General features: G+C 57.7%; 26 protein-coding genes. 20 read left to right on the top strand and 6 right to left on the bottom strand.

Annotated elements, in window-relative coordinates:
• Window positions 1-3: 3 nt before the first annotated feature.
• A complete protein-coding gene (locus tag GS636_RS08360; protein WP_171669123.1) occupies window positions 4-828 on the bottom strand; it encodes a ChaN family lipoprotein in 825 nt (274 codons plus the stop codon).
• Window positions 825-1,703: an RNA polymerase factor sigma-32 gene (locus tag GS636_RS08355; protein WP_171093586.1), complete on the bottom strand. Its 879-nt coding sequence runs from the start codon at window positions 1,701-1,703 to the stop codon at window positions 825-827. The genes GS636_RS08360 and GS636_RS08355 overlap by 4 nt, the downstream gene beginning before the upstream one ends.
• Window positions 1,704-1,803: 100 nt before the next feature.
• Between GS636_RS08355 and cobU the strand changes: the two genes are divergently transcribed.
• From cobU to GS636_RS08335, 4 genes are read left to right on the top strand one after another with little or no spacing between them, the layout of a single operon-like run.
• On the top strand, window positions 1,804-2,325 hold the full coding sequence (gene cobU, locus GS636_RS08350) for a bifunctional adenosylcobinamide kinase/adenosylcobinamide-phosphate guanylyltransferase (RefSeq protein ID WP_171184015.1): 522 nt from the start codon (window positions 1,804-1,806) through the stop codon (window positions 2,323-2,325).
• Entirely contained in the window at window positions 2,322-2,900 is a 579-nt protein-coding gene (locus GS636_RS08345; protein WP_171669122.1) for a histidine phosphatase family protein, read from the top strand. Before cobU ends, GS636_RS08345 begins: the two co-directional genes overlap by 4 nt.
• Before the next feature lie 58 nt (window positions 2,901-2,958).
• Window positions 2,959-3,843, top strand: a complete 885-nt coding sequence (locus tag GS636_RS08340; RefSeq protein ID WP_171669121.1) for a glutathione S-transferase — start codon at window positions 2,959-2,961, stop codon at window positions 3,841-3,843.
• Window positions 3,844-3,890: 47 nt separating this feature from the next.
• The gene (locus tag GS636_RS08335; RefSeq protein ID WP_171669120.1) at window positions 3,891-5,405 is read left to right on the top strand and encodes a YifB family Mg chelatase-like AAA ATPase; all 1,515 of its coding nucleotides are present in this window, start codon (window positions 3,891-3,893) and stop codon (window positions 5,403-5,405) included.
• Here GS636_RS08335 and gshB read toward each other — a convergent pair.
• From gshB to rsmI, 3 genes are all read right to left on the bottom strand, one after another.
• Window positions 5,402-6,334: a glutathione synthase gene (gene gshB, locus GS636_RS08330; RefSeq protein ID WP_171669119.1), complete on the bottom strand. Its 933-nt coding sequence runs from the start codon at window positions 6,332-6,334 to the stop codon at window positions 5,402-5,404. The two genes, GS636_RS08335 and gshB, sit on opposite strands and share 4 nt — an antisense overlap.
• A 61-nt stretch (window positions 6,335-6,395) precedes the next feature.
• Entirely contained in the window at window positions 6,396-6,767 is a 372-nt protein-coding gene (locus tag GS636_RS08325; RefSeq protein WP_171184005.1) for a YraN family protein, read from the bottom strand.
• A gap of 4 nt (window positions 6,768-6,771) precedes the next feature.
• Complete coding sequence (gene rsmI, locus GS636_RS08320; RefSeq protein WP_171669118.1) at window positions 6,772-7,626, bottom strand: 16S rRNA (cytidine(1402)-2'-O)-methyltransferase; 855 nt, start codon at window positions 7,624-7,626, stop codon at window positions 6,772-6,774.
• A gap of 88 nt (window positions 7,627-7,714) precedes the next feature.
• On the opposite strand from rsmI, the gene GS636_RS08315 reads away from it, so the two are divergent.
• Genes GS636_RS08315 through murJ form a run of 3 tightly spaced genes read left to right on the top strand, consistent with a single transcriptional unit; the run spans window position 7,715 to window position 13,204 of the window.
• Window positions 7,715-8,887 carry a penicillin-binding protein activator gene (locus tag GS636_RS08315; RefSeq protein ID WP_171669117.1) on the top strand — a complete coding sequence of 391 codons (1,173 nt, stop codon included), beginning with the start codon at window positions 7,715-7,717 and terminating at the stop codon, window positions 8,885-8,887.
• Window positions 8,847-11,666 (top strand): [protein-PII] uridylyltransferase, encoded by a 2,820-nt coding sequence (locus tag GS636_RS08310; RefSeq protein ID WP_171669116.1) that lies wholly within the window; start codon window positions 8,847-8,849, stop codon window positions 11,664-11,666. The genes GS636_RS08315 and GS636_RS08310 overlap by 41 nt, the downstream gene beginning before the upstream one ends.
• Window positions 11,663-13,204, top strand: coding sequence for a murein biosynthesis integral membrane protein MurJ (murJ, locus tag GS636_RS08305; RefSeq protein ID WP_171669115.1), 1,542 nt, complete (start codon window positions 11,663-11,665; stop codon window positions 13,202-13,204). The genes GS636_RS08310 and murJ overlap by 4 nt, the downstream gene beginning before the upstream one ends.
• On the opposite strand, the gene GS636_RS08300 is transcribed toward murJ, so the two are convergent.
• Window positions 13,205-13,891 carry a rhomboid family intramembrane serine protease gene (locus GS636_RS08300; RefSeq protein ID WP_171093608.1) on the bottom strand — a complete coding sequence of 229 codons (687 nt, stop codon included), beginning with the start codon at window positions 13,889-13,891 and terminating at the stop codon, window positions 13,205-13,207.
• Between the two features lie 86 nt (window positions 13,892-13,977).
• Here GS636_RS08300 and trpS point away from each other — a divergent pair, with 86 nt between their 5' ends.
• The 13 genes from trpS to GS636_RS08235 all read left to right on the top strand — a co-directional run bounded on the left by trpS (window position 13,978) and on the right by GS636_RS08235 (window position 25,531).
• Window positions 13,978-15,006, top strand: a complete 1,029-nt coding sequence (trpS, locus tag GS636_RS08295) for a tryptophan--tRNA ligase (protein ID WP_171669114.1) — start codon at window positions 13,978-13,980, stop codon at window positions 15,004-15,006.
• Between the two features lie 58 nt (window positions 15,007-15,064).
• Window positions 15,065-15,928, top strand: coding sequence for a branched-chain amino acid aminotransferase (locus GS636_RS08290; protein ID WP_171669113.1), 864 nt, complete (start codon window positions 15,065-15,067; stop codon window positions 15,926-15,928).
• 77 nt (window positions 15,929-16,005) lie between these two features.
• Complete coding sequence (locus GS636_RS08285) at window positions 16,006-16,461, top strand: universal stress protein (protein ID WP_171093614.1); 456 nt, start codon at window positions 16,006-16,008, stop codon at window positions 16,459-16,461.
• 9 nt (window positions 16,462-16,470) lie between these two features.
• On the top strand, window positions 16,471-17,064 hold the full coding sequence (locus GS636_RS08280; protein ID WP_171669112.1) for a 2-hydroxychromene-2-carboxylate isomerase: 594 nt from the start codon (window positions 16,471-16,473) through the stop codon (window positions 17,062-17,064).
• Window positions 17,065-17,133: 69 nt separating this feature from the next.
• Window positions 17,134-17,697 (top strand): NifU family protein, encoded by a 564-nt coding sequence (locus GS636_RS08275; RefSeq protein WP_171669111.1) that lies wholly within the window; start codon window positions 17,134-17,136, stop codon window positions 17,695-17,697.
• Window positions 17,687-18,277, top strand: a complete 591-nt coding sequence (gene tsaB / locus GS636_RS08270; protein WP_171669110.1) for a tRNA (adenosine(37)-N6)-threonylcarbamoyltransferase complex dimerization subunit type 1 TsaB — start codon at window positions 17,687-17,689, stop codon at window positions 18,275-18,277. The genes GS636_RS08275 and tsaB overlap by 11 nt, the downstream gene beginning before the upstream one ends.
• A gap of 11 nt (window positions 18,278-18,288) precedes the next feature.
• Complete coding sequence (locus GS636_RS08265) at window positions 18,289-18,687, top strand: GNAT family N-acetyltransferase (RefSeq protein ID WP_253762695.1); 399 nt, start codon at window positions 18,289-18,291, stop codon at window positions 18,685-18,687.
• A gap of 157 nt (window positions 18,688-18,844) precedes the next feature.
• Window positions 18,845-19,843 carry a BMP family protein gene (locus GS636_RS08260; protein WP_171093623.1) on the top strand — a complete coding sequence of 333 codons (999 nt, stop codon included), beginning with the start codon at window positions 18,845-18,847 and terminating at the stop codon, window positions 19,841-19,843.
• 88 nt (window positions 19,844-19,931) lie between these two features.
• The gene (locus tag GS636_RS08255) at window positions 19,932-21,461 is read left to right on the top strand and encodes an ABC transporter ATP-binding protein (RefSeq protein WP_171647382.1); all 1,530 of its coding nucleotides are present in this window, start codon (window positions 19,932-19,934) and stop codon (window positions 21,459-21,461) included.
• A gap of 1 nt (window position 21,462) precedes the next feature.
• Window positions 21,463-22,557, top strand: a complete 1,095-nt coding sequence (locus GS636_RS08250) for an ABC transporter permease (RefSeq protein WP_171669108.1) — start codon at window positions 21,463-21,465, stop codon at window positions 22,555-22,557.
• Window positions 22,557-23,525 carry an ABC transporter permease gene (locus GS636_RS08245; RefSeq protein ID WP_171093630.1) on the top strand — a complete coding sequence of 323 codons (969 nt, stop codon included), beginning with the start codon at window positions 22,557-22,559 and terminating at the stop codon, window positions 23,523-23,525. Before GS636_RS08250 ends, GS636_RS08245 begins: the two co-directional genes overlap by 1 nt.
• Window positions 23,526-23,840: 315 nt before the next feature.
• A complete protein-coding gene (locus GS636_RS08240; protein ID WP_171669107.1) occupies window positions 23,841-24,761 on the top strand; it encodes a sulfite exporter TauE/SafE family protein in 921 nt (306 codons plus the stop codon).
• 2 nt (window positions 24,762-24,763) lie between these two features.
• Complete coding sequence (locus tag GS636_RS08235) at window positions 24,764-25,531, top strand: TIGR02186 family protein (protein ID WP_171669106.1); 768 nt, start codon at window positions 24,764-24,766, stop codon at window positions 25,529-25,531.

Here is a 25,531-nt window from a genome sequence, read left to right as displayed (position 1 = left end):
AGATTAATTTTGCACCTGGAACGCCGCGCAGGGGTCTTCGCGCTCTATCGATGGGCTGTCGATTACCACGTCAAAATCACCATCGATAATCCCGTCCTCGGATTGTCCTACTGCAACAACCTTCCAACCCGGTTGAAGACGCGCAAGATAGGTCGGGATCCCACGGTCCTTGCGCGCATGACCATTGCCGGTGATCACTGCAACCGGTCCGCCGGTTTCTTCCATCGCACGCACCACTGCACGGGCAAGCACCGCGTCACGCAAGCGTTGAATTGCAACCATCTGAGGCAGCATTTCAGCAGGCAACGCGTCGCAATGAGCGGCCAGTTGATCCGCCTCTCGCGCTGCCTGTTCATCGGGTGGTAAAGGAACCGTCAAACCAAATCGCGCCGCATCCGCGCCCAAAGCGGTGGCCGCCCCGCGTTCCATCGCAGCGCGTGCGGCAGTCCTTGGCACCATGGCCCCATACACGGGCGCAGTTGAGGCTTGGAAAACAGGATAATACATGCTGAGCGGAGGCCATCCGCTTTCAGCCCATTTCAGGATACGGCCCAACTCTTCCGGGTCCGACACTGCCTTTTGCGCCAACCGCTGCGCGCCTTCTTCAGTGACCATTTCCCACACAACTGCCGAAGGGGAAAAAGCGGTCAGTGCTGCAGCCTGAATGTGGTGATGGGTGGGGTTGTCGTGTACCTCACCAAGTATCAAGACATCGGCGCCATGCATCGCAGTCAGAGCTGTGTCAGGTATTAAAGCCTCTGCTCCGCCAGGTCGCACTGCGGCGACCATAAGACCCAGAACACACACAAGAATCGCAAGATGTTTCATGCAATGAAGTGTTGCACCTCGCGCGACTGACCTTCAAGGTTCTTACGCATTTTTGAAAAAGCCGCGGCCTCTAGCTGGCGCACACGTTCTTTTGACAGACCCAGCTCATCTCCAAGGCTTTCCAACGTCCTTGCAGGCTCTCGCAGCTTGCGCTCACGTACAATGAAACGTTCGCGGTCATTCAGCGCGTTCATCGCGATCAGCAACCACTCGCGCAGTTGCGCTGTGTCATGGCTGTGTTCAACAGATTCCGCAGCCTGTTCGCGATCGTCCTCTAACGCATCGATCCACTCGCGCCCGTCTTCGTCCGCAGACTGCACCGCATTCAGCGAAAAGTCTGAACCGGAAAGACGCCCTTCCATCATTTCGACATCACGCAGGGGAACACCAATTTCGGTGGCAATCATCTGATGCAGCTGGTGACGATCCAACTCCAAACCTTCGGTGGCTGCCTCGCGTTCCAAACGGGCCTGAACCCGCCGCATATTAAAAAACAACGACTTTTGTGCAGATGTGGACCCGGTCCGAACCATGGACCAATTGCGCATCACATAGTCCTGAATGCTCGCTTTGATCCACCAAACGGCATAGGTCGAGAATCGCACACCGCGATCAGGGTCGAACTTGTCTGCCGCCTTCATCAGACCCAGCCCAGCCTCTTGAATAAGGTCATTCATAGGCGCGCCATAGCGTTTAAACTTGGCAGCCATCGAAATCGCCAGCCGCATATACGCAGTGATCAACCGATGCAGAGCTTGTTCATCACGCTCATCGCGCCACGCGTAAGCCAGCTTTAGTTCGGTTTCCGCATCCAGCAACTCAGCCTTCATCGCTTGCCGGGACATCGAAAAGTCTGTCGCGTTATCCAGTGCCATCAACCTCTCCCCTGTTTTGCAGGCGCTGGCCGGGCTTGCTTTGCCGACCTATGACCGATACGCAAAACAACACTAAGTGGATCATCCAAAGGTAAGAATTGTGTCGTCGGATTTAACCTTGGTTCTTGGGGGGGCTGCCTCGGGCAAGTCGGCTTTTGCTGAAGAACTTATTGTTTCCACAGGGAAAAGCAGGAATTATCTTGCGACATCACAAGTGTTTGATGACGAGATGCGCCAAAAGGTCAAACGCCATCTGACACAGCGTGGCGACGGCTGGACCACGTTTGAGGAACCTCTTGATCTGGGACCGGTGCTGGCCCGCTTGCCGCACGATCAGATTTGTCTGATCGACTGTGCCACCATGTGGTTAAGCAACCATCTTCTGGCGGAATCCGATCTGGAAGTGGCACAGACCAACCTGCTGGACGCCCTGAACGACTGCCCGGCCCAGGTTGTGATTGTCTCGAACGAGGTAGGTCACGGGATCGTCCCGGACAACGCCCTCGCTCGCCAATTCCGCGAGGCGCAGGGGCGACTGAACATAGCCTTGGCGGCGCAGGCGGATCTGGTCGTACAGGTGACAGCCGGATTGCCATCTGTTCTGAAAGGCCAATTGCCATGACGCGCCTGCATCTTGTCCGTCACGGGCCGACACATGCAAAAACCATGGTCGGTTGGTCGGATCTGCCTGCGGACCTGAGCGATACAGCAGCCTTGAGACGCCTGCATGATCATCTGCCGTCCGAGGCAATTGTGATCTCTTCCGACTTGTCGCGCGCTGTAGACACAGCGTCAGCAATTCAGGGGCCACGCCTTCGCTTGCCTCACAATCCGGACCTTCGGGAAATCCACTTTGGAAGATGGGAATTGCGCGGCTTCGCCGATATCGAAGCAGAAGACCCTGAACTGGCCTTTGCCTATTGGGATAACCCCGGCGACGTCCGCCCACCGAAGGGCGAAAGCTGGAACGACGTCCGCAATCGGGTCGATACCGCAATCGACGCGCTTGTGGCTCAGCACACGGGGCGCGATCTGGTGATCGTCGCGCATTTCGGCGTGATCCTCACGCAAGTGCAACGCGCTTTGAATCTAGATGGGCAGCAAACCTTTTCGCACCGGATCGATAATCTGTCTGTCACGGATATCGCCTTGGAAGACAACAAATGGTCGGTCGGCAAGATCAATCACCTTCCGTGAACTGACGCCGCACAAATCACTGTTTTACTGGGCAGCCGGCCTGCGGCATCGTTCATGTATGACTTATGATTTGTACATCGGTGACCGCCTCTTCTCCAGTTGGTCCATGCGCGGCTGGTTGATGCTTGAGAAGTTCAATCTGCCTTATCGCAGCCACATGATCGGCCTGTACTCGGGCAGCATGAAACAAGACATGGAACCGCTGGCGCCAGCCCGTCTGGTTCCCGCGCTACGCCTGCCCGAGGGAACGGTTGTGGGCGAAAGCCTGGCCATGGCCGAAACGTTGGCCGAGCGTCACCCAGACGCACAGTTGTGGCCTGAAGATCCCGCCGCACGGGCAACCGCCCGCTGGCTTTGCGCTGAGATGGTTGCAGGGTTCAGCGCCCTGCGCGGCCAATGCGCAATGCAGTTGCGGCACGTTTGGAAAGGATTTGTTCCGACTTCTGGAACGCTGGCAGATCTTGAACGGATTGAGACACTCTGGGCACACGCGCGGCGTATCTCGGGTGCGCAAGACGGTCCGTTGTTCGGCACCTATTCGCTGGCAGATGTGTTCTACACGCCCGTCGCAGCACGGATCATCGGCTATGGGCTGCCCGTGTCCGAGGCGAACCGGGCCTATTGTTTAGACCTCCTGTCGGACCCAGCCGTCAGACAATGGCGCGCAATGGGTATGACAGTTCAGTATGACCCATTCCCCTATCCGCAGGAGTTGGCATCGATGCCCTGGCCGGTCGGAGGGGACTCGAACGCCAAACCGGTATCAGGCGGCCCTTCCCTCAACGAGGCTTGTCCGTATTCCGATAAACCGGTTGCGGATTTTCTGGAATTGGATGGCCAATACTGGGGGTTCTGCAATCCATTCTGCCGCGACAAAACTGTGGCTGACCCCGGCGCGTGGCCCAAATTCACTGCCCTGCGCGCATCCGTTAACGACTCTTAAACCACAACCATGGCAGCAACGTCCTGTTAACCAAGAACAGGACTGCCATGGTCGCCCGTGCACATACCGTTGCCTTCCAAGGGGTCGATGCCCGCCCGGTCGAAGTGCAGTGCGCCGTATCCCCCGGCCTGCCCGCCTTTTCCATCGTGGGCCTGCCAGACAAGGCGGTATCCGAAGCCCGCGACCGCGTGCGCAGCGCGTTGAGCGCGATGGCAATCGCCTTGCCCTCAAAGCGGATCACCATCAACCTGTCCCCCGCCGACCTACCCAAAGAAGGTAGCCATTTCGACCTACCCATAGCCGTCGCGCTGCTATCGGCCCTAGAGATCATTCCAGCCGACGCCGCTGAAAGCACCGTAGCTTTGGGAGAGCTTTCACTCGACGGTTCTCTGGTCCCGGTGGTTGGTGCCCTGCCCGCGGCGATGACGGCGGCATCTGATGATCGTATGTTGCTCTGCCCTCGCGCCTCCAGCGCCGAGGCGGCCTGGGTCGACGCAACGCAGGTGATCGGCGCGGGGTCTCTGGGCGATGTTGTGCGCCATTTCTCGGGCCAATCCCCCCTACCAGCCGCCCAGCCCGGCGAGGTGAACCTGACGCCCAGCGCGCGGGATCTGCGCGATGTAAAAGGGCAGGAACGCGCCAAACGCGCCCTGGAGATCGCTGCCGCAGGACGTCATCACCTGATCATGATCGGAACGCCGGGATCGGGTAAATCCATGCTGGCCGCGCGGCTGCCCGGAATCTTGCCCCCCCTGACCGCAGTTGAGGCTTTAGAGACCTCGATGATCCAGTCCTTGTGCGGTTTGCTGGACGAAGGCGGCATCAATCGCACGCGCCCTTTTCGCGAGCCCCATCATACGGCATCCATGGCCGCAATCGTCGGGGGCGGCAAAGGCGCAAAACCCGGTGAGATTTCGCTGGCTCATAACGGCGTGCTGTTCATGGATGAATTTCCTGAATTTCCACGCACTGTTCTGGAAACCTTGCGCCAACCCATCGAAACCGGCGAAGTCATGGTGGCGCGCGCAAATGCGCATGTGAAGTATCCCTGCCGGTTCATGCTGGTGGCCGCAGCCAACCCTTGCAAATGCGGTTATCTGACAGACCCCTCTCGTGCCTGCTCACGCGCGCCGGGCTGTGGCGAGGACTATCTGAACCGCATATCAGGGCCGTTGATGGACAGGTTCGACCTGAGGATTGAAGTACCGCCGGTGGAATTCACTGATCTTGATTTGCCGCCATCCGGCGACAGCTCCGCTACAGTTGCTGAACGGGTCCAAAACGCCCGCGCCATTCAGGCGAACCGATTTCAAGAAACGCCACACCTGCGCCAAAACGCGGATGCAGAAGGGAAGGTTCTGGAGGAGATCGCAACACCCGATGCGGAAGGCAAAGAGCTTTTGCTGAAAGCGGCGGACCGGTTTGGCCTGTCCGCCCGCGCGTTTCATCGCATTCTGCGCGTAGCGCGCACAATCGCCGATTTGGAAAGATCCGCAAACGTCCACAGATCGCACGTAGCCGAGGCGCTAAGCTTTCGCATCAGCGCCCGGGTCATGGCTTAAATCTTGGCTTCGATGGCCTGCCAGATTTTTTCGGCGATGTTGACGCCATCAAAGCGCTCAAGCTCTTGAATGCCGGTGGGGGAGGTCACGTTGATCTCGGTCAGATAGTCTCCAATGACGTCGATCCCGACAAAGATCTGACCTTTTTCTTTAAGCAGGGGGCCAATTGCTGCGCAAATCTCATGATCACGCTCTGACAGACCGATCTTTTCCGGACGCCCGCCCACATGCATGTTCGATCGTGTCTCGCCCGCAGCAGGAACCCTGTTGATCGCGCCAACGGGCTCACCATCGACCAAAATCACCCGCTTGTCGCCATTGCTAACGTCAGGCAGGAATTTCTGCACAATCAGAGGCTCACGCGAGAAGCCGGTGAACAGCTCGTGCAGAGATGTTAGGTTACGATCATTGGCGTCCAGTCGGAACACACCTGCACCGCCGTTGCCATAAAGTGGTTTGAGGATGATATCGCCGTGCTTCTCCTTGAACGCTTTGATCGTCTTTAAGTCGCGCGCAATCGTTGTCGGCGGTGTCAGGTCAGGGAAATCCAGCACCAACAGCTTTTCCGGATAATTGCGCACCCAGAACGGGTCGTTGACCACCAGAGTCTGACCCTTGAGACGATCCAGCAAATGCGTGGACGTGATATAATGCATGTCAAACGGAGGGTCCTGTCGCAACCAGACCACATCGAAATCAGCCAGATCAACCTCGCGTTCGGGTCCCAAGTCGGCCGGATCACCTGCGACCCGCTTCACTGTCATGTCGTGGCCACGCGCCGTGATGCGGCCTTCCTGATAGGCCAGTTGATCAGGCCCATAGAAAAACAGCGAATGCCCGCGCGCCTGCGCTTCCTCAGCCAGACGAAATGAACTGTCGGCGTTGATGTCCACGGCCCCGATCGGGTCCATTTGAAAGGCGATTTTCATGGCGTGTCCCTCAGCTTCACGCCAGATACATGGCCCAGCAGGCCCTGGGGTTCAATGGGGCTTAGTTGTGACCAAAGGCGTTTTCGATGATTTGAACTGCGCCAGACCCATCCACCAGAGCTGCGTCAAAGCGCACTTCGGTGAGTTGCCCGTTTGGCTCTTTCTCTAGAAACTGAGCAGCTGAGGCGTAGATTCGATCAATCTGCTTGGCGCTGATCCGAGCCGCCGCCTTTTCAAAACTACTGCTTTTCTTGACTTCGATGAACACAAGCCCAGCCCCGTTGCGCGCGATCAGATCGATTTCACCACCCGCGCCGCGCCAGCGTCTATGCAGAATGGCCATGCCACGGCGCTCATAATCCTCAGCAACCCGAAGCTCTGCCGCCTGCCCGGCGTGGTAGGAAACAGAGCCCTGATTTGTCCGCCGACCCATGTCATCATTTTCCCAGCTTCAGAGCTTTCTGGTAAATCGGTCGGCGCGGCAGGTCATACATTTTTGAAACAAGATCCGCCGCATCCCGAACCGAGTGGCTTTCCAACGCTCGCTTAAGTGCTTCTTCTACGTCGGATTCGTTAACGCTTTGCGAATGGCCGCGATCGACCAGGACAACGATTTCACCTTTGACTGACTTGCCTTGATAATCTTCGGCCAATTCCGCGAGGGTGCCTCGGCGGATCTCTTCGAACTTCTTGGTCAATTCGCGACATAGCGCTGCCTGTCGATCCGCCCCCAGAACCATGGCCAGATCTGACAAGCTGGTGGAGACACGTTTTGGGGATTCGTAGAACACAAGCGTGCCGGGAATGTCCTTCAATGCCTCAATCCGGGCGCGGCGTGCGCCGGATGCATTGGGCAGAAATCCTGCAAAAAAGAACGCGTCTGTCGGAAGACCTGCCAAGGTCAGCGCTGTCAAGGCAGCCGACGCACCGGGGGCGCAGGTCACCATGTGTCCGGCCTCAGCCGCCTGCTTGCCCAGATCATAGCCCGGATCCGCAATCAGCGGCATTCCCGCTTCGGACGCATAGGCAACCGATTGCCCCTGCGCCAATGCCTGCATGAGTTTATCGCGCGCACCTGCGCCGCTGTGGTCATGATAGGCTTGGATCCGGCGCCCCTCGAGTGGGATGCCGTGAATCTCCATCAAACGGCGCAAACTGCGGGTGTCTTCCGCTGCGATCACGTCGGCTGAAGCAAGAACATCCAACGCCCTGAGCGTAATATCGCGCGCGGTTCCAATCGGAGTGGCAACAAAATACAGGCCCGCAGCCAATCTGATCTTTTGGAAATTCAAAGCTGGACCCTCACAGCGTGACGTTTATTATCGCGGCTCGACAGAACAGAAGCATTCATAGCCGTCGGATCAGGGAGTTTTCATTTAGATGTTCACCGTTTGCAAGCCCGTTAGCAAGTTGGCGAAAGCTGCTGCTGCCCTGACAACCGCGGCGTTTCTGGCCGCCTGTGAACCGGGCGGCCTTGGGGGTGGACCTTCGATCAATACCTCTGCTCCGGTCCCGGTTGCCTTGCTTGTTCCCAGCGGATCTGGCCAGTCAGGCGATGCGGCATTGGCGCAAAGTCTGGAAAATGCCGCGCGTCTGGCAATGTCTGATCTGCCCAATGTGACAATTGACCTGCGCGTTTACGACACTGCCGGAAACCCGAACACGGCGACAGCGGTGGCCCAGCAAGCCGTTGCGGACGGCGCCAAGATCATCATCGGACCGGTCTACGCGCAGGCTGCAAATGCCGCCGGGTTGGCGGTATTGAACAACAATATCAACGTTCTTTCGTTTTCGAACAACACCAGCATAGCGGGTGGGAACGTCTTTGTCCTTGGCCCTACGTTTGACAATACGGCCAACCGGTTGGTGAGCTATGCGGGCAGCCAGGGCAAGGCTAATACGGTGATCGTGCACAGCAACGACGCCGCAGGTCAGCTGGGACAAGCCGCCATTGCCAGCGCGCTGGCCAGCAGCCGGGTCAACAACGCCGGCACTGTTGGATACGACCGCTCGCAGCAAGGCGTTATCAACTCGGTGCCCTCCATCAAAGCCACAGTTGATTCGACAGGGGCCGATTCGATTTTCCTGACGGCAACAACGGCTGGTGCGCTGCCATTGTTCTCGCAATTGCTGCCCGAGGCTGGAGTGTCACAGGCCACGACGCAATTCATCGGTCTGACTCGCTGGGATATTCCCCCGCAAACATTGGAACTGCCGGGTGTTCAGGGTGGATGGTTTGCCCTGCCTGATCCGTCCAAGGCACAAGCTTACCGCCAACGTTACAACGCGACATACGGCGAAGCGCCCCATCCGATCAGCGGGTTGGCCTATGACGGTATCGCAGCCATCGGCGCGTTGGTCAGCCAGGGAAAATCCGACGCGCTGACCTCTGCAGCCCTGACTCAGAACGCCGGTTTCCAGGGCGTTGGCGGCATATTCCGCCTGCGTCCGAACGGCACCAACGAACGCGGTCTGGCCGTGGCCACGATCCAGAACAAACAGGTGGTTGTGATTGACCCTGCCCCACAAAGCTTCTCTGGCGCCGGCTTCTGATCTGCCGGGCGCCAGCCCTGTGCCTGAAACCTCATTAATCTGCCCCGCTGAAGACATCTTCGACAGTGCCAGCGTCCGTGACGCGCTGGCGCTGGCTTTTGAGTCCTGCACAGACAACAGCAATATGCGGGCTGAAACGGTGCGTATTCTGCGCGACGCGCAAAAGGCCGGACGCGCCGCTATCGCCGAAGCCTTTGGCGAACAACCCTTTGCGGCGCGCGCACTGACGCGGTCCTACACCTATCTGACAGATCAGCTGGTCGGTACGGCGATGCTGGTGTCCAGCACACGCCTACATCCGCTTGCGACGCCCACCCAAGGCGAGAAGATTGCGGTTTTGGCCGTTGGCGGATACGGGCGCGGGGAAATGGCGCCATCTTCGGACGTCGACCTGCTGTTCCTAACCCCCTACAAAATCACAGCCTGGGCCGAGAGCGTCATCGAATCGATGCTCTACATTCTGTGGGACTTGCGGCTGAAAGTCGGCCATTCCTCTCGTACGATAAAAGACTGCTTGCGGCTGGGCGCCGAGGATTTCACGATCCGCACCGCCATGTTGGAACAACGCTATCTGGCCGGTGACAAGGCCCTGGCGGACGAGCTGGATCAACGTCTGAAAAGCGATTTGTTCAAAGGAACCGAACGCGAATTCATCGAAGCTAAGCTGAAAGAACGGGACGAACGCCACCTCAAACAAGGTGAGCGCTATATGGTCGAACCCAATGTGAAAGAAGGAAAAGGCGGTCTGCGTGACCTTCAATCGCTCTATTGGATCGCAAAATATGTCTATGGCGTGCAGGACGTGGCCGAACTCGTTCCTCTGGGTCTGTTCACGCCAGAAGAGTTCGAGACCTTTGTTCAGGCCGAAGAGTTCCTGTGGGCCGTGCGATCGCATCTGCATCTGGTGACGGGCCGCGCCACCGAGCAACTGACGTTTGACATGCAGGTCGAAGTGGCCGCGCGCATGGGCTATGAAGACCGCGCCGGGCGGCGGGCGGTCGAGGTCTTCATGCAGCGCTACTTCCGCGAGGCAACTCGGGTCGGTGAACTGACACGGATTTTCCTGACCAAGCTCGAAGCGCTGCATATGAAAAGCGCGCCGTTGCTGGAGCGTATTTTCCGCAGAAGCCCAAGGGTCAAGGATGGCTATAGAGTGGTTCACGGGCGTCTCGACGTGGCCGACCCCGACACGTTCCTGTTGGACAAACTAAACCTTCTGCGTTTGTTCGAAGAAGGGCTGCGGACCGGCATGCTGATCCATCCGGATGCAATGCGCCTTGTCAGCGCCAATCTACATCTGATCGATGACGAGATGCGCAACGACAAAGAAGCCAAGCGCATTTTTCTGGATCTTTTGCTGAAACACGGCAACCCGGAACGTGCTTTGCGAAGGATGAACGAATTGGGCGTCCTGTCGGCCTTTTTGCCCGAGTTCGAACACATCGTGGCGATGATGCAGTTCAACATGTATCACAGCTACACGGTGGACGAGCATACCATCCAGTGCATCATCAACCTGGCCCAGATCGAACGCGGAGAACTGGTGGAATCCTTGCCGCTTGCCTCTTCGATCCTTGAGCGCGGCGTAAATCGAAAAGTGCTGTATGTCGCGCTACTGCTGCACGACATTGCCAAAGGTCGGCCCGAGGATCATTCGATCCTGGGTGCACAGATCGCGCGCAAAGTGGCCCCGCGATTGGGGCTGAGCAAATCAGAGTCGGAAACGGTTGAATGGCTGGTCCGGTATCACCTGCTGATGTCAGACATGGCGCAAAAACGCGATATTTCGGACCCGCGAACTGTTCGTGATTTTGCCAAGGCCGTTCAAACGGTCAAACGGCTGGATCTGCTGACCGTTCTCACCGTCTGTGACATTCGCGGCGTCGGCCCCAACACCTGGAACAATTGGAAAGCCACCTTGCTGCGCGCCTTGCACGCAGAAACCAAGCGTGCGCTGGAAACTGGTATGGAAGACCTCAACCGCGCCAATCGCGGGGCTGAGGCTAAGAAAGCACTTCGCACGAAATTGGCGGGCTGGTCCAAGTCAGACCTCAAAACTGAAACAGCGCGTCACTACGATCCGTATTGGCAGGGTCTCAATCTGGCGACGCATGTCGAGTTTGCAGAGATGCTGCACGCACTGGACCAAAGTGGTGATCCGGGCGCGATGGAGATCAGGCTTGAACCTGACGAAGATCGCGACGCAACGCGGGCTTGCTTTGCAATGGGCGACCATCCAGGGATTTTTGCCCGTATCGCTGGGGCATTGGCCCTTGTCGGCGCAAACGTCGTGGATGCCCGCAGTTACACAACCAAAGACGGTTACGTCACGGATGCGTTCTGGATTCAGGACACCGAAGGACGCCCCTTCGAAGCCGCGCGCCTGCCCCGCCTGACGCAGATGATCCACAAGACACTGCGCGGCGAAGTGGTTGCCAAGGAAGCCCTGAAATCACGCGACAAGATCAAGAAACGCGAACGGGCCTTCAACGTGCCGACCCATATCACTTTCGACAATGATGGATCCGAAATCTACACGATCATCGAAGTTGATACGCGCGACCGCCCTGGTCTGCTCTATGACCTGACCCGGACGTTGGCGGCCGCGAATGTGTACATTGCCAATGCCGTGATTGCGACCTACGGCGAACAGGTCGTGGACGCCTTTTACGTCAAGGACATGTTCGGGCTGAAATACCACTCGGAAAGCAAGCAGCGCGGGCTTGAGGCGAAGCTGCGCAAGGCGATCACCGAGGGTGCCGAGCGTGCAGCCTCATGAAGCAAATCCGGTTGATTTCGGGCTTTTTCACGGTTGGCTTTTGGACACTCGCCAGCCGCATTCTGGGATTTCTGCGGGAAATTCTGCTGACCGCGCTGATCGGCCCCGGGCCGGTGATGGACGCGTTTGTTGCCGCCTTCCGCCTGCCGAACATGTTCCGCCGCTTTTTTGCCGAGGGTGCCTTTAACGCGGCCTTCGTGCCCATGTTCTCAAAGCGGTTGGAAGCGGATGAGAATCCGCAGGGCTTTGCGCAGGATGCGTTTAACCTGTTGGCGCTGGCCGTTTTGGCACTGGTTGGGCTGGCGCTGGTGTTCATGCCCGGTCTGGTTTGGCTGACAGCCGAAGGTTTCTATGGTGATGAGCGTTTCGATTTGGCGGTGGACTATGGCTATGTCGTCTTTCCTTACATCCTGTTCATGTCTCTGGCCGCGCTATTCTCCGGTGTTTTGAACGCGAAGGGGCGGTTCGCGGCTGCAGCTGCCGCACCGGTTTTGTTGAACATCTTTGCCTGTACGGCGCTGATCGCCGGAGCCCTTTCAGGCGGCGAGGTCATTCGGTGGCTGATCTCTGTTATTCCGGCTGCAGGTATCGCCCAATTGGCGCTGGTCTGGGTTGCAACAGAACGGGCTGGTATCCGCATTCGACCCGGCCTGCCTAAACTCACGCCCGAGATGCGCAGGATGGTCCGCATCGCGGTCCCTGCCGCTCTGGCGATGGGGGTCACGCAGGTTAATCTGGTGGTCGGTCAATTGGTGGCGTCGAAAACCGAAAAGGCCGTGAGCTGGCTGTTTGCGGCAGATCGGCTGTACCAACTGCCGCTTGGCGTGGTTGGTATCGCCATCGGTATTGTTCTACTGCCCGACCTGTCACGCCGTCTGCGCGCCGAAGACAAAGAAGGCGCGCGCAACGCGTTTTCCCGTGCCGGAGAGTTCATGTTGCTGCTGACCCTGCCTTCGACCGTGGCGTTTCTGGTCATCCCGAACCCGCTGGTCTCGGTTCTGTTCGAACGGGGGCAATTCACCTCTGAAGATACCACAGCCACAGCGCTGGCCGTTGCCATCTATGGCATCGGACTACCGGCCTTCATGCTGCAAAAACTGCTGCAGCCTCTGTATTTCGCACGCGAGAACACGCGCTCTCCGTTTTACTATGCTGTCGTGGCGATGATCGTGAATGCGGCTTTGGCGTTTGGCCTCTTCCCGCTTGTGGGCTGGATCGCACCCGCCATTGCTGCATCGACAGCGGGTTGGGCCATGGTCGTTCTGTTGGCCATAGGCGCGCGCAACATGGGAGACGAAGCCCGGTTCGATGACCGGTTCAAACAGCGCGCGGGTCGGATCGTGCTGGCCTCAATTGGCATGGGCGTGGTCTTGTATGCGGCGCTTCTGGCGTTTGGTTGGACGTTGAATGTTCCCGGTTGGAGATATCTGGCGCTGCTTGTCCTGATTATGGTCGCTGCGACTTCTTACTTCGGCCTGGGCCACCTCTTGGGCGCATTCAAACTTTCCGAGTTCAAACGCGCCCTGCGCCGCTCCTGATCAGTCGCGGCGTATGCGCCCAACGATGCGATCCCAGGCGCCGGGTGCGACAAGGAAAGATACGCCAAAACCGGTGGCAAACCCGCCCAGATCGGCGACCCACTCCCAATTGCCGCCGAAGATCAGACCAAACAGAAATTGAATGCCCATAAGAACGGCAATGAGCTGAAATGCCCGTGCCTGATTTGCGCCAACCAAAGACAGCTTTCGCCACAACAACCAAGTAAATGCGCCGATCAGGCCGTAAACCGGAGGAAACCCTCCGATCAGGGGATAGCGGGGATCCAACAGAACGGCATAAGCCAACGCGCCCCCGATCCCTGAGACGACAAAGATCAACAGCATGGGGAAGCCGCCAAACACTTCACCGACCATCTTGCCCATGGCCAGAACGAAGACGCAAACAAACACCGCCTGCGTGAAATTGGCCGAGACAAACGGATAGGTCACGAACCGGATCACATGTTCAAACGGCCAGCGCCCGTTCAGCACCATCCAGTCGAAGATATCCGCCGAAAACGCATAATGTTGTATTGCGTCCAGCCGCCAGCCGACCGCTGTTGGCCCTCCGACCAAACCGCGCGATCCCAGCGTAAAGGCGAGTTCAATGCCGATGATGAACAGAACCAGCGCCACGACAACGGGCGGCAAAGGGTTCACGGCGGGTGTGTAATGCTCACTGCTCATTGGGCGGGCCTTTCGCGGCTGTTGACGTCCCTGTGCCTCATGGGTAAGCGACGGGGGCTGATTTTTCCAGACGGGAGTTCCCTTCGATGACCGAGACCCAGTTCACGCCGCGCGTGTTTTCCGGCATCCAGCCTTCGGGCGGGCTGACCCTGGGCAACTATCTGGGCGCAATGAAGCGCTTTGTGGATATGCAGGGTGCAGATTTCGAAACCATCTATTGCATGGTCGATCTGCACGCGATCACCACTTGGCAGGACCCCGCCGCGCTGTCCCACAACACTCGCGAATTATGCGCAGGCTTCATCGCAGCGGGCATCGACCCCGAACAGTCGATTTTGTTCAACCAAAGCCAGGTGCCCGAACATGCACAACTGGGCTGGATCTTTAACTGCGTCGCCCGGATGGGCTGGATGCAACGCATGACCCAGTGGAAGGACAAGGCAGGCAAGAACCAGCAGAACGCTTCGCTGGGGTTGTTTGCCTACCCGTCGCTGATGGCGGCTGACATTCTGATCTATCACGCGACCCATGTGCCGGTCGGTGAGGATCAGAAACAGCATCTGGAGTTGACCCGTGATATCGCCATCAAGTTCAACAACGACTTTGGCGTTGATTTCTTTCCCGTTACCGAGCCGGTGATCGAAGGCGCGGCCACCCGCGTCATGAGCTTGCGGGACGGGTCCAAAAAGATGTCGAAGTCAGATCCTTCAGACATGAGCCGGATCAACCTGACCGATGATGCCGACGCGATTGCCAAGAAAATCCGCAAGGCCAAGACCGACCCGGACGCGCTGCCGTCGGATGTTGATGGGCTCGAGGATCGCCCCGAGGCGCGCAATCTGGTCAATATCTACGCGGCGCTGAACGATCAAAGTGTCGAACAGGTTCTGGCCGAGGTCGGCGGCAAGCAGTTTGGTGACTTTAAACCGATGCTTGCCGATCTGGCGGTGGCGAAACTGGCGCCGATCTCGACCGAAATGTCTCGTTTGATGGCAGATCAGGCTGAAATTGATCGCATCCTGGCACGCGGAGCCGAGCGTGCGCGTGAGATTGCTGCTCCGATCCTGCACAAGACCTACGAAATCGTAGGCATGGTTGGGTCAGCATCACGCTGATTGCACTGGACCTTTTTCTGACGCCCTCCTAGGTTTGCCCAAAGCTTGGGAGGGCATCATGGCAACAGGCAAGAATATCCGCACATATTTCGAAGGCCAGTGGCATGAAGGGGATGCACCCATCATGCGCGCCGCCGATCACGGGGCCTGGTTGGGGTCTTCTGTCTTTGATGGCGCTCGATATTTCGAGGGCCTTGCACCCGACTTGCATGCGCATTGTGCGCGGGTAAACCGATCTGCAGAAGCTTTGATGCTGACCCCGACTGTAACAGCTGAACATATGGTGGAGCTGGTGCGCGAAGGATTGCAATCCTACGACGCAGATACCGCTGTCTATATTCGGCCGATGTATTGGGGGATCGACGGCGACCAGACCGCCATTGTCCCACAGGAAAACAGCACGGGCTTTGCCATTTGTCTGGAACAGATCCCGATGGCACCGGACACAGCCTCGGTCACTTTGACAACCACAAGGTTTCGCCGCCCTGTTTTGGAAAGTGCAGTTGTAAACGCCAAGGCCGGGTGCCTGTACCCCAACAATGCACGCATGTTGCAAGAAGCTCGGTCAAAGGGGTTCTCGAACGCTCTGGTCGCAGACGCGATGGGGAACGTGGCTGAAACCGCAACGGCAAACATCTTTATGGTCAAAGACGGCGAGGTCTTCACCCCGGCCCCCAACGGCACGTTTCTGGCGGGGATCACGCGCGCGCGACATATCAAGAACTTGCGCGACGACGGTGTTGCGGTCCACGAAACGGTTTTGAGTTTCGAGGATTTTCACGGGGCAGACGAAGTGTTCATGTCAGGCAACATGAACAAGGTGACACCTGTTACAGCTCTGGACGATACGCAATTTCAAGTTGGCCCTATTGCCCGCCGCGCCCGTGGACTTTACTGGGATTGGGCTGCAAGCGAACGCTAGCATGTCACTTTGAACGTGTCCGAGTTGCCACAACGCAACCGCTGGGGCATGATCTGTGAAACTTGAAGAGGACACCCATGCGTAAGTTTCTAGTTGTTCTGGATGACAGCCGCGAATGCTTGAACGCCATGCGCTTTGCCGCGATGCGTGCCGCACATACCGGTGGCGGAGTGACGATACTGTCGGTGATCCCGCCAGACGAGTTCAACCACTGGATCGGTGTCGCCGAAACCATGCGCGAAGAAGCGCGTGAACGTATCCATGCGCATTACGAGGTTTTTGCAAAATGGATGCGCGACAAACAGAATGTGGAACCCGAACTGGCCATCCGCGAAGGCGATCCGGTGCCACAGATCATAGAACATGTTCAGTCTGATCCCGAAATCGGAGTTCTTGTACTTGGGGCGGGCACCGACAAAAAGGGCCCAGGCCCGCTGGTGACTCAGTTGACGAAAAACTCGGGCAGCCTTCCGATCCCGATCACCATTGTTCCCGGCGATCTGAGCAAAGAAAAGCTGGAAGAAATCACCTGAGGACCGACGATGGCGAAGACGATACAGTTCTGGTTCGAATTCGCCTCGACTTATTCCTATCTCAGCGCAATGCGAATCGAAGCCGCGGCGCAAGCCAAGGGTGTTTCGGTCGAATGGCACCCTTTTCTGCTTGGTCCCATTTTTGCAGCTCAGGGATGGCAAACGTCTCCGTTTAATCTCTACCCTGCCAAGGGGCGGTACATGTGGCGTGACATGGAACGCCTGTGTGCGGCGCGGGGGTTGCCATTAGTACGACCTGATCCCTTTCCGCAGAATTCTCTTTCGGCAGCACGTCTCTCGCTGGCTATTGAAGGTCAAAATGGGCGGGCCGCTTTTGTCAGGGCGGTCTACAGCGCAGAGTTTGGGATGGGGCGCGATATCTCGGATCAGAACGTGCTGATGGATTGCCTGGAAACGGCAGGCTTGCCAACTGACACCTTGGGCCGCGTGCAGGACCCGGACATCAAGGCTGCGCTGTTTGCGCAATCCAACCGCGCCAAAGACCTTGATCTGTTCGGAGCGCCCAGTTTTCTGGTCGATGACGAATTGTATTGGGGCGACGACCGTCTGGATGAGGCGCTGGAACACGCGGCTTCAATTTAGAACCGTTCCAAATCTTGACTTCCCGCGCCCCTGCGCGCATATCAGAGGCACATCAGACGGAGCTGCCTCATGTTCATCCAGACCGAATCCACCCCAAACCCGGCCACGTTGAAGTTCCTGCCCGGCCAAACGGTGCTTGAGGCTGGAACTGCAGATTTCCCAACGCTGGAAGCGGGCGAGAAATCTCCTCTGGCCAAACGAATCTTTGCTGTTAACGGTGTGACCGGCGTGTTCTTTGGCAACGATTTTGTCACTGTCACCAAATCCGATGAGGTTCAGTGGGATCACATCAAACCGGCGATCCTGGGTGCAGTGATGGAGCACTACCAATCGGGTCAACCCGTGATGGGTGCAGATGCAACTGCCGCATCTGGCCATGCAGAACACACTGGGGAAGACGCTGAAATCGTCAATCAGATCAAAGATCTGCTGGACAGCCGCGTGCGTCCGGCGGTGGCTCAGGACGGTGGTGACATCACCTTCCACGGTTTTGATCGCGGCATTGTTTACCTGCACATGCAGGGGGCCTGCGCAGGCTGCCCGTCTTCGACGCTGACACTGAAAATGGGTATCGAGAACCTGCTGCGTCACTACATCCCCGAAGTGACCGAGGTTCGCCCTGTTGCCGTCTGACCCGACGATTCTGGCATTTGATACATCGGCCGCGCATTGCGCGGCCGCTTTGTTGCGCGGTCGTGAAATCATAACTTCTCGGGCCGAAGCAATGTCGCGCGGGCAGGCCGAACGCCTGATGCCGATGCTCGAAGACATAATTGCTCAGGGTGGTTGCGCTTGGTCCGATCTTGACGCCATAGGCGTGGGTGTCGGCCCGGGTAATTTCACTGGCATTCGAATCTCGGTCTCTGCCGCACGCGGACTTGCCTTGGGCCTCGGCGTCCCTGCCGTTGGTGTTTCAGGCTTCGATGCCTTGATGGAGCTCGGCGGCGCGGACCAGATTCCATGTATACCAGCCCCGCGCGATCAGGTTTATGTTCAGGCCGTCGGCGATGATCCACGCCTGATGCCCAGGGTAGAGGCCGAGGCACTTGGATCGCTGTTTTCCTGCAATGACCCGGACCAACACGCCCAAGCCATTGCACGTCTGACGGCTGAACGTTGGCGCGATGTCAGCGCACCGCCGGCACCTCTGTATGTCCGGCCCGCAGACGCGGCCCCGTCGCGTGATGTGCCTCCGGTCATGTTAGACGAATGACGCCGCACGACATGGCAACGACTCATGCCGCTGCGTTTACGCAGTCGCGCCCCTGGTCCGCCAGCGAATTTGAAAGCCTTCTGGACAACCCGATTACGCATTACGTTGGTGATCCGCGCTGCTTTGCGTTGTTTCAGGTGATCGCGGGCGAGGCCGAGCTGCTGACAATTGCGACTCACCCTTCGGTACAACGTCAGGGGCTGGCCCTGGAAACGATGCGTGAATGGCACCGTCAGGCCGCGGCCATGGAGGCAAACCGGGCCTTTCTGGACGTCGCAGCTGACAATGTGGCGGCAATCGCCCTATATGAACGCTGCGGGTATCATCGCTGCGGCGTGCGGCGTGCGTATTATTCGCGCGAAACGGGTACAAAAACCGACGCTCTGGTGATGGAATGCCGCCTGCCCTAAGGGCAAGTGAACATTTTTTGGACCATTTGGTCAGGAATCAATTGACCATGACGGTTGCAAACCCCCTTAATACCCGCCATCACAACAGTTATGCTCGCTAAACGTGGGTAAACGGGACTAATCTGATCCCGTGCCAACATAAAACTGGGAGACCGAAATGACCCTGATGAAATCCTTGATGAGCGCTGCCGCTGCCGTCGCTCTGACTGCAGGTGCCGCTCTGGCTGAACCGGCGCTGATCTTTGATCTGGGCGGCAAATTTGACAAGTCGTTCAACGAGGCCGCCTATAACGGCGCGCAGCGTTGGGCAAATGAGACCGGTGGAAAGTACCGTGAGATCGAAATCCAGTCGGAAGCACAGCGTGAGCAGGCCCTGCGCCGCTTTGCCGAATCCGGTGCAAACCCGATCATCACCATGGGCTTTGGCATGGCTGATCCGCTGTCAGCAGTCGCGGGCGACTATCCGGATACCAAGTTCGTCGCCGTTGACGTGAACTGGTTGGACATTCCAAACATCCGTCAGATTGGCTTTGCCGAGCATGAAGGTTCGTACCTGGTTGGCATGATGGCCGCGATGGCGTCGGAATCGGGCACTGTTGGTTTCATCGGCGGTATGGACATTCCGCTGATCCGTCACTTTGGCTGTGGATACGCGCAGGGTGCCAAGGCTGTGAACCCTGACATCAACGTCGTGGCCAACATGACCGGCACCACTCCGGCAGCATGGAACGATCCTGTGAAAGGATCTGAACTGACCAAGGCACAGATCAGCCAAGGCGCAGACGTGATCTACGCAGCCGCCGGTGGCACCGGCGTTGGCGTTCTGCAAACCGCTGCCGACGAAGGCATCCTGTCAATCGGCGTGGACAGCAACCAGAACCACCTGCACCCGGGCAAAGTTCTGACCTCGATGCTCAAGCGCGTGGATGTTGCCGTTTATGAAGCGATGAAAGCAGGCGACGACGTAGAAACCGGTATCTTCACCATGGGTCTGGCCGAAGACGGTGTTGGCGTTGCGATGGATGAAAACAACGAAGCCCTCGTGTCCGTCCGCATGGCAGACGCTGTGGACGATGCGCGTAGCGCCATCATCAACGGCGACATCAACGTTGTCAGCTATTACGAGAACGACAGCTGCCCGGCACTGCAGTTCTAAAAATACATACGGGGTGGGGGTTTCCTCCGCCCCGTTTTCCACTCTGCCGCGCCGTCCGTGCGGCCCTTTCGGCAATTGAGGACAAGACATGACCGTCCCCGCCATTGAGCTCAAAGGGATTTCCAAAGCCTTTGGGCCGGTTCAGGCCAACAAAGACATCTCCATCAGTGTCGCCCCCGGTACAATACACGGGATCATCGGTGAAAACGGCGCGGGCAAATCCACGCTGATGAGCATCCTCTACGGCTTCTACAAAGCCGACAAAGGCGAAATCTGGATCAACGGATCCAAGACAGATATCCCTGACAGCCAGGCCGCAATCGCTGCTGGCATCGGGATGGTATTCCAGCATTTCAAGCTGGTTGAAAACTTTACCGTTCTGGAAAATATCGTGCTGGGTGCCGAAGATGGCGGGCTGCTCGCCCCGTCTTTGTCCAAGGCGCGTAAAGAGTTGAAAGACCTGGAAGAAGAGTACGAACTGTTCGTCGACCCAGACAAACGCATCGACGAGATCGGTGTCGGTATGCAACAGCGCGTCGAAATTCTGAAGGCGTTGTATCGCAAGGCTGAGATTCTGATTCTGGACGAACCAACCGGCGTACTGACCCCGGCTGAAGCAGATCAGTTGTTTCGCATTCTCGACCGCCTGCGGGCCGAGGGGAAAACGATCATCGTGATTACGCACAAACTGCGTGAGATCATGGAGAATACCGACACCGTCTCGGTCATGCGACGGGGGCAGATGACGGCAACTGTCAAAACGTCCGAAACCAGCCCCGAAGAGTTGGCCGAACTGATGGTAGGCCGCAAGGTTCTGCTTCAGGTCGACAAAGTTCCTGCCAAACCCGGTAAACCCATTCTTGAGATTGAAAAGCTGAGCGTTTTCGATTCGACCGGAGTGGAACGGGTCAAAGGCATTGATCTGACCGTCCGCGCAGGTGAAATCGTCGGCATCGCCGGGGTGGCTGGCAACGGACAATCCGAGCTGCTTGAGGTTCTGGGCGGTATGCGCCCGGGCCAGGGTTCGATCAAATTGAATGGTCAGCCTTTGGCACTGAGTGGCGCAGGATCGGACGGTCAGGCCCGCCGCGCCCAGCATATCGCACATGTGCCGGAAGACCGGCAGCGCGAAGGTTTGATTATGGATTTCCACGCGTGGGAAAACGTCGCCTTCGGCTATCATCGTGACCCGGCATACAAACGCGGCATCTTCATGGACAATGCCGCCTTGCGCGCCGATACCGAAGCCAAGATCGAAAAATTCGACGTTCGCCCGCCCGATCCATGGTTGGCGGCCAAGAGCTTTTCTGGCGGCAACCAGCAAAAGATCGTTGTCGCACGCGAGATCGAGCGCAACCCGGATCTGCTGCTGGTCGGACAACCCACACGCGGCGTAGACATCGGTGCGATCGAGTTCATTCACAAGCAGATCGTCGCTCTGCGTGATCAGGGCAAAGCCATTCTGTTGGTCTCGGTCGAGCTGGAAGAGATCTTTTCGCTTTCCGACCGGATTGCGGTGATGTTTGACGGACACATCATGGGTGAACGACTGCCCCATGAGACGGATGAAAAAGAACTGGGCCTGTTGATGGCCGGTGTTGCGGGAGAGGCCGCGTAACATGGAAAAAATGCCCAAATGGGCCGATGTCATCCTGATCCCGCTGATCAGTCTGATACTGGCCGCAATCCTGTCGGCGCTGGTCATCCTCGCCATCGGAGAAAACCCAATCGAAGCGGTTCAGCTTATGGTGACCGGCGCGCTGGGGTCGACCTATGGCTGGGGCTACACGCTTTACTACGCGACAAATTTCATGTTCACCGGACTTGCGGTTGCCGTGGCGTTTCATGCGCGCCTCTTTAACATCGGCGGCGAAGGTCAGGCGATGCTGGGCGGGCTTGGCGTCGCCATGGTCTGCCTTTATGTCGACTGGCCCCATTGGAGCGTTGCCTTGCTTGCGGCCTGCGCCGCATCAATGCTGTTCGGCGCATTTTGGGCTGCCATTCCGGCCTATTTGCAAGCCAAACGCGGCAGCCACATCGTGATCACCACGATCATGTTCAACTTTATCGCAGCCGCGTTCCTGAACTACATGCTGGTCAATGTCATGCGCCCGCAAGGATCGCAGGACCCGGCCACCGCACGATTCCCCGAAACCGTTCACCTGCCGACCTTCCAGTCGATATTCTCAACCGCTGAGAATGTGGTGTTCCGCGGGGCTCCGGCGAACATCACGTTCTTCATCGCGCTGCTGGCCTGTGTCGTTGTCTGGGCACTGATCTGGCGGACCCGGCTGGGGTACGAAATCCGCGCCTATGGCCACTCGGAAACCGGGGCGGTTTACGCTGGTATTTCGCCTGTGCGGATCACCATCATAGCCATGCTCATTTCGGGCGCGCTGGCAGGTTTGATGGCCATCAACAACGTGATGGGCGAGGCCGAGCGGCTGGTTCTGAACTCGACCGAGGGCGCGGGCTTTATCGGAATCGCCGTCGCGCTGATGGGCCGATCCCACCCGTTTGGCGTTTTTCTAGCCGCCTTACTGTTTGGCTTCCTCTATCAGGGCGGGGCAGAACTGGCTTTGTGGGCCTCGATCCCACGTGAGCTGATCGTTGTTATTCAGGCGTTGGTCATTCTGTTCACCGGGGCGTTGGACAACATGGTGCGAATGCCGCTTGAAAAACTGTTCCTTGGTATGCGGAAGAGGGCTGAGTGATGGAATTCTTCGTTACCCTCATCCAGGTCCTGGATTCGACCATCCGCCTGTCCACCCCGCTGCTGCTGGCCTGTCTGGCCGGGCTTTATTCGGAACGTGCTGGTATCTTTGACATTGGCCTCGAAGGCAAAATGCTGATAGCGGCGTTCTTTTCCGCAGCCATTGCGGCTGTTACCGGTTCAGTTTGGTTGGGCTTGCTGGCGGGCATTGCAGCTTCATTATTGCTATCGGGGCTCCACGGGCTGGCGTCAATTACATTCCGGGGCAATCAGCTGATCTCGGGCGTGGCGATCAACTTTCTCGCTTCGGGTTTGACCGTACTGGTCGCCCAAAGCTGGTTCCAGCAAGGCGGGCGGACACCGTCCCTGTTTGGAGGTGGGCGATTTGAGCCCATCAATTTCCCATTTGCGGAAGCAATCAGCGGTGTGCCGATTATCGGCCCGATTTATTCAGAATTGCTCTCGGGTCACTCAATCCTGGTCTATGTGGCGTTTCTGATGGTTCCGGCGACATGGTGGGTTCTTTATCGCACCCGCTTTGGCCTGCGATTGCGGGCGGTGGGTGAAAACCCGGCGGCGGTTGATACAGCAGGCGTATCCGTTGTTGGCCTGCGCTTCGCAGCAGTCGCGATCTGTGGCGTTTTGTGCGGCATTGCAGGTGCCTATCTGGCCACCGCATTGCAGGCCGGGTTCGTCAAGGAAATGACAGCCGGGCGCGGGTTCATCGCACTGGCGGCGCTCATCTTTGCGAAATGGCGCCCCTGGCATGCCATGTGGGCCTGTCTGCTGTTTGGCCTGTTGCAAGCCGTTGCCCTGCGTTTCCAGAATATCGACCTGGGCGGAATTGTGATCCCGGTACAGGTGATGGACGCCCTGCCCTACATCCTGACAGTTGTGATTCTGGCCGGGTTTGTCGGCAAAGCCGTTCCCCCACGTGCCGGTGGCGAACCGTACGTAAAGGAACGCTGATAAGTCCAGTTCAGGATCAATTCTGGGTCCTGTTCGCTGCAGAGCGGCATGCAGAGTTGATTTTGCATGCCGCACCCGCTCTAAGGGGGTATGCAAGTCTATCTGCCCATAGCCAAAGTTTCTGTCAGCGCTTCCCTAACGTTGGGCGGTGCTTTCAAAATCAAAGCTGATCTCGTTTTGCAATCAGAAGACATCTTTGGGCTCATCGAGCCGGGAGGCATGTGACAATGATATACATGCAAAAAACTGCATCAATGGCTTACCAATGGACTGCATGCGGCAGCGCGGCGACGCAAAACACAAAGTGACGGTATCATGTACATTTACCTGCCCATAGCCGAAGTATCGGTGAATGCATTCCTCCTGCTTGGTTTGGGTGGAATGGTTGGCGTCTTGTCCGGAATGTTCGGGGTCGGCGGCGGTTTTCTTATGACGCCGCTGCTGTTCTTCATCGGCATTCCACCAGCGGTGGCGGTTGCGACCGAGGCCAATCAGATTGTTGCTTCGTCCTTTTCCGGCGTGTTGGCCCATTTCCGACGAAAAACCGTAGACCTAAAGATGGGGACTGTGTTGCTTGTCGGGGGCCTGATCGGGGCCGCTTTGGGTGTGGTTGTCTTCAACTATCTCAAAAGCCTGGGTCAGGTCGATCTGCTGGTCAAACTGTGTTACGTCGTTTTCCTTGGCGTCATCGGCAGCCTGATGTTCGTCGAAAGCCTCAGGGCGCTACGAAAGGCAAAACGAGGCGGAGCTGTTGCCGCGAAACGCCGTCAACGGGGCTGGATTCATGCCCTGCCCTTCAAAATGCGATTCCGCACATCTGGTCTTTACATCTCGGTCATTCCACCTGTTATGGTTGGGCTTTGCGTCGGGGTTTTGTCTGCAATCATGGGTGTCGGCGGCGGCTTTATCATGGTTCCCGCCATGATTTACCTGTTGGGCATGCCCACAAAGGTTGTTGTCGGCACTTCGCTGTTTCAAATCATCTTTGTGACGGCCTTCACCACGATGCTGCACGCCACCACGAACTATACGGTTGACATTGTTCTGGCGGTTCTGCTGCTGGTTGGCGGTGTGATTGGCGCGCAGATCGGTACTGTGATTGGCGCGCGTATGCCGGCAGAACAACTGCGCGTCTTGCTGGCTGCTTTGGTTCTGGCGGTGTGCGGCAAGCTTGCGCTTGATCTGCTTCTTGAACCTGCCGAGCTTTATTCGCTTGGAACCGGCGGAGGGCACTGAGAATGCTGCGTTCACTCATTGCCGCCGTTTGTCTTATGTGCCTGCCCGCGTTTGCTGCGGAAGAACAGGTTGTCCTTGGTCTTAGCCAGGATCGCGTTGCGATTACAGCGACCTTTGACGGCTCAGAGCTTCTCATTTTTGGGGCCATCAAACGGGAAACCCCGATTCCGTCCGGCCCACCGGTCGAGGTCATCGTTGCGGTCGCTGGTCCGTCCGAGCCTGTCACGGTACGCCGCAAAGAACGGAAGCTGGGGATCTGGGTCAACACCGACAGTGTTCTCGTCGATCTTGCGCCCAGCTTTTACGCGGTCGCAACCAGCGGGCCGTTAGATGACATTCTGACTGACACCGAAGATCTTCGTTATCGCATTTCGATAGAACGTGCGATCCGGTCCGTTGGTGCCGCGATGCATATCCGCGGCGCGCAGGATTTCGCAGACGCGGTAGTTCGCATTCGCGAGGAAGAAGACTTGTATTCCATCCGCGAAGACACGGTCGCCGTGGACGAACAAACACTGTTCCGCACCTCAATCGACATGCCTGCCGACCTGACAGAGGGGGATTATGCCGCCCGTATCTTCCTGACGCGCGGTGGCGAGGTGGTTTCGCAGTACGAAACAACCATCGATGTCCGCAAAGTTGGCCTGGAACGGTTCCTGTACAACATGTCGCGTCAGCAACCTGTTTGGTACGGTCTGATGTCTCTGGTCATCGCAATTGCTGCTGGCTGGGGTGCTTCGACGGCATTCCGTCTGTTGCGCGACAAGTGA

The sequence above is a fragment of the Ruegeria sp. HKCCD4884 genome, from assembly GCF_013110855.1.
GTDB lineage: Bacteria > Pseudomonadota > Alphaproteobacteria > Rhodobacterales > Rhodobacteraceae > Ruegeria.
This window is presented reverse-complemented; position numbering and strand designations above follow the sequence as displayed.

What these genes read in the sequence shown, in the direction of transcription:
- GS636_RS08360 (WP_171669123.1), bottom strand. Translation starts at nt 828, where the DNA reads ATGAAACATCTTGCGATTCTTGTGTGTGTTCTGGGTCTTATGGTCGCC.
- GS636_RS08355 (WP_171093586.1), bottom strand. Translation starts at nt 1,703, where the DNA reads ATGGCACTGGATAACGCGACAGACTTTTCGATGTCCCGGCAAGCGATG.
- GS636_RS08345 (WP_171669122.1), top strand. Translation starts at nt 2,322, where the DNA reads ATGACGCGCCTGCATCTTGTCCGTCACGGGCCGACACATGCAAAAACC.
- GS636_RS08340 (WP_171669121.1), top strand. Translation starts at nt 2,959, where the DNA reads ATGACTTATGATTTGTACATCGGTGACCGCCTCTTCTCCAGTTGGTCC.
- GS636_RS08335 (WP_171669120.1), top strand. Translation starts at nt 3,891, where the DNA reads ATGGTCGCCCGTGCACATACCGTTGCCTTCCAAGGGGTCGATGCCCGC.
- gshB (WP_171669119.1), bottom strand. Translation starts at nt 6,334, where the DNA reads ATGAAAATCGCCTTTCAAATGGACCCGATCGGGGCCGTGGACATCAAC.
- GS636_RS08325 (WP_171184005.1), bottom strand. Translation starts at nt 6,767, where the DNA reads ATGGGTCGGCGGACAAATCAGGGCTCTGTTTCCTACCACGCCGGGCAG.
- GS636_RS08315 (WP_171669117.1), top strand. Translation starts at nt 7,715, where the DNA reads ATGTTCACCGTTTGCAAGCCCGTTAGCAAGTTGGCGAAAGCTGCTGCT.
- murJ (WP_171669115.1), top strand. Translation starts at nt 11,663, where the DNA reads ATGAAGCAAATCCGGTTGATTTCGGGCTTTTTCACGGTTGGCTTTTGG.
- GS636_RS08300 (WP_171093608.1), bottom strand. Translation starts at nt 13,891, where the DNA reads ATGAGCAGTGAGCATTACACACCCGCCGTGAACCCTTTGCCGCCCGTT.
- trpS (WP_171669114.1), top strand. Translation starts at nt 13,978, where the DNA reads ATGACCGAGACCCAGTTCACGCCGCGCGTGTTTTCCGGCATCCAGCCT.
- GS636_RS08290 (WP_171669113.1), top strand. Translation starts at nt 15,065, where the DNA reads ATGGCAACAGGCAAGAATATCCGCACATATTTCGAAGGCCAGTGGCAT.
- GS636_RS08285 (WP_171093614.1), top strand. Translation starts at nt 16,006, where the DNA reads ATGCGTAAGTTTCTAGTTGTTCTGGATGACAGCCGCGAATGCTTGAAC.
- GS636_RS08280 (WP_171669112.1), top strand. Translation starts at nt 16,471, where the DNA reads ATGGCGAAGACGATACAGTTCTGGTTCGAATTCGCCTCGACTTATTCC.
- GS636_RS08275 (WP_171669111.1), top strand. Translation starts at nt 17,134, where the DNA reads ATGTTCATCCAGACCGAATCCACCCCAAACCCGGCCACGTTGAAGTTC.
- GS636_RS08265 (WP_253762695.1), top strand. Translation starts at nt 18,289, where the DNA reads ATGGCAACGACTCATGCCGCTGCGTTTACGCAGTCGCGCCCCTGGTCC.
- GS636_RS08260 (WP_171093623.1), top strand. Translation starts at nt 18,845, where the DNA reads ATGACCCTGATGAAATCCTTGATGAGCGCTGCCGCTGCCGTCGCTCTG.
- GS636_RS08255 (WP_171647382.1), top strand. Translation starts at nt 19,932, where the DNA reads ATGACCGTCCCCGCCATTGAGCTCAAAGGGATTTCCAAAGCCTTTGGG.
- GS636_RS08250 (WP_171669108.1), top strand. Translation starts at nt 21,463, where the DNA reads ATGGAAAAAATGCCCAAATGGGCCGATGTCATCCTGATCCCGCTGATC.
- GS636_RS08245 (WP_171093630.1), top strand. Translation starts at nt 22,557, where the DNA reads ATGGAATTCTTCGTTACCCTCATCCAGGTCCTGGATTCGACCATCCGC.
- GS636_RS08240 (WP_171669107.1), top strand. Translation starts at nt 23,841, where the DNA reads ATGTACATTTACCTGCCCATAGCCGAAGTATCGGTGAATGCATTCCTC.
- GS636_RS08235 (WP_171669106.1), top strand. Translation starts at nt 24,764, where the DNA reads ATGCTGCGTTCACTCATTGCCGCCGTTTGTCTTATGTGCCTGCCCGCG.